This window comes from Elusimicrobiota bacterium, assembly GCA_040757695.1.
Lineage (GTDB): Bacteria > Elusimicrobiota > UBA8919 > UBA8919 > UBA8919 > JBFLWK01.
Genome location: JBFLWK010000150.1, coordinates 1 through 2,826, shown reverse-complemented (window position 1 = coordinate 2,826; position 2,826 = coordinate 1). Strand labels below are relative to the sequence as shown.

3 protein-coding genes are annotated in these 2,826 nt (G+C 39.8%); all 3 read left to right on the top strand.

All coding sequences use genetic code 11. From position 1 onward, the window contains the following. Positions 1-112: 112 nt before the first annotated feature. The 3 genes from AB1349_13400 (at position 113) to AB1349_13390 (ending at position 2,134) form a co-directional block, all read left to right on the top strand. Positions 113-523 (top strand): zf-HC2 domain-containing protein, encoded by a 411-nt coding sequence (locus tag AB1349_13400; protein MEW6558320.1) that lies wholly within the window; start codon positions 113-115, stop codon positions 521-523. 100 nt (positions 524-623) lie between these two features. Continuing rightward, positions 624-1,145 (top strand): Spy/CpxP family protein refolding chaperone, encoded by a 522-nt coding sequence (locus AB1349_13395; protein ID MEW6558319.1) that lies wholly within the window; start codon positions 624-626, stop codon positions 1,143-1,145. An 86-nt stretch (positions 1,146-1,231) separates the two neighbouring features. After that, positions 1,232-2,134, top strand: a complete 903-nt coding sequence (locus AB1349_13390) for a TolC family protein (GenBank protein MEW6558318.1) — start codon at positions 1,232-1,234, stop codon at positions 2,132-2,134. Positions 2,135-2,826 lie beyond the last annotated feature (692 nt).

Genomic DNA, 2,826 nt, shown 5'->3' with positions numbered 1-2,826 from the left:
TGTGCTTTATGAGGAAGTGTTATTGAAGAGCCGTGTGTGGGCAATCTGCAAGCACGGTTCTGCGAGGGGCACGACAGCCCGATAGGGCTGTCACCACAAGGAGGTTATAAAGATGTCTACTCAACAGTGTAATAAAGTAAAAAAAGAATTATATTTTTATATCAAGAATGAACTGACAGCGGAAAAAAAATCTGAATTAGAAAATCATCTGAAAAAATGTTCTGTCTGTCAAGAGCTCTTAAACGATTTTTCTAAAACGCTCAGGGTGGTAGATAACAATCCTGTTAAATTGCCAAGAAAAAACTGGGATTATTTTGCCTCTGAAATTTTGGAAAAAATTAGCAGCAAAAAGCGATTCGTTTTATGGAAACCCGCCTTGACATTCGCGTTTAGTTTATTGGTTCTTGTAATTGGCTACAGGTATTTTCATCAAAAAAAATCAGAAATTACCGCTGTATCGTCTGAAACAGAAGAACTTGTTACTTATCTTTCTAATTTTGATATACCGGAATTGTACCAATAAATTAAAAAGCAGGTTAAAGGGAAAAATAAAAGGTTAAAATAAAATCCAAAAATTTTAACCTTTAACCTTAAACTTTTAACTTGCCGTTATAGGGGGTTTTATGAAAAGGTTTTTGGGATTGTTGGTTGAGATGTTGGTATTGGGAACGGCATTTGTTTTTGCCGAGATGCCTCGTGAACAAGGAACGGGTGGAATGGGAGGGATTGGTCAGGGCAAAGAGATGAAACACAAAATGGGCAGAGGTGCTGACAGAGATGAGGATGTCGGCAATATCAAAAGATACCTGAATTTCAAGCAGGAACTCAATTTAACCGACGAGCAGGTAAAAGCGCTTGAACAGATTCGGCTGGATTACCGACGCGATGCAATAAAAAGGCAGGCGGATACAAAACTTGCCCGCTTAGATTTAAGAGAAATTATGCAGCAGGACAAACCGGATTTTGCCGCTGCTAAATCAAAAATCAAACAGATTTCTGAATTACAGTTAGCATCCAAACTTGCTATGATTGATGCAATGGAAAAGGGCTACAATATCCTGACGAAAGAGCAACAGGACAAACTGCCTCAACTTAAAAAAGAACGAAAAGAGAAAAGGATGAAAAGACGAACTGATGGTGAATAGCAATTTGTTGTTAAGTATGAAAAAACTTTTTCTAATTTTTAATTTTTAATTATTTGTATTCCCAGCAGATAACATGGCAGGATGTTTTGAGCCGAACAAAAAAAAATAATCCTGCGATACTTTCGGCAGAAAAATCAGTTAGGAATGCACGGCTGCGATATCAAAGTTCTTTTACCGATTTGATGCCGCAGTTATCTGCGAATGCCGGTGTCTCGCAATCGGATTCCAGCGGAACCGACTGGTCAAAGGATTATTCTTACGGGCTTTCCGGTCGGCTTTCCGTTTTTTCCGGCTTTGCGGATATCAGCGATAGTTCGTCAAAAAACACTCAGTTAAAAATCGCCGAAGCGGAATATAATAAAACGCTTTCAGCCGAAATTTTTAATGTTAAAAAAAGTTTTTACGAATTACTGTGGAGTCAGGAATCAGTTAAACTCGCCGAGCAGATTCTCAAAAGACGCAGCAAAAATTACGAACTGGTCAAATTCAAATACGATGCAGGTCGGGAAGACAGAGGTTCGCTTTTAAGGGTAGAAGCAGACAAAGAGCAATCTGGATATGAACTGTCAAAAGCAAAAAGGAATGTCGTTTCTGCAATAAAGCAACTTTTCAAAGATATTGGCGAAGATTCAGGAAACACATCGGAAATACCGGTTGCTACGGGAAGTTTTAAGTTAGACGAGTCCACAGCGACTCCGGTTTTCAGCGAGTTGCTCGTCAACATACCGGATTATATCATTGCAAAAAATAATCTGGAAAAATCAGAATACGATTTAAGGGCGGCAAAAAGCCAGTTGTATCCTGAAATTTCCGTTTCCGGCAGTGTTTCTAAAAGCGGCAGCAGTTGGCCACCATCGGATGCGAGGCATTCGGTATCGCTCAATTTATCGTATCCCTTTTTTCCAGGCGGCAGAAATTATTACGATATAAAAATAGCACAAACTAACAAAGCGATTTCGGAAGAAGCGTTTCGTTCAACCCGACAGTGACTTACTTCGTCGCTTTTTTCCGTCTGGAACGATTTTATCAACGCGGTTGAAAATGTAAAGGTCTCCCGGATGTATTTTTCAGCATCCGAAGAGCAGTCAAAAATCATTTCAATGAAATATATCAACGGGCTTGCTTCCTATCAGGATTAGTACACTGTTGAAAATGATTTTACCAATTCGCAGCGTTCTTTATTAAATGCCAAAAAAAATGCGGTGATTTCAGAAGCGGAGTGGAAAAATCTTTTAGGCTTGGCAGAATAAAAAAAGAATTTGAATATAATCTTGGGAATTAAACGAAACAGCAGATGAACGCAGAAACACGGAGTGCCATTCCCGAGTGTTCCCCGATTACGACTTTCGGGAATAGGTTCCAGACAGAATCATTCGAGGGCAGGCCCCAACCTGTCATTCCCGAATGTCCCTGTCGGGAATCTACGCCTTTAATGGATTCCCAATAGAACCATTTGGGAATGACATAGTCACAGATTACGCAGATAATTCTTAATTCTGTCTTTTTATCTGTGTTTATCTGTGTTCATCTGTGGTTCCAAAATCATTGGAGTGCAAAATGAGTGTGCCAAGAAAGTTCCTTGAATTCTTGTCGGTGGAAGTCCGAACTGGATAAAGGGTAGCGACCAGTCCAACACCAAATCCCACAGTTAATAAGGCAACGAACTAACTGATGCTGGGAT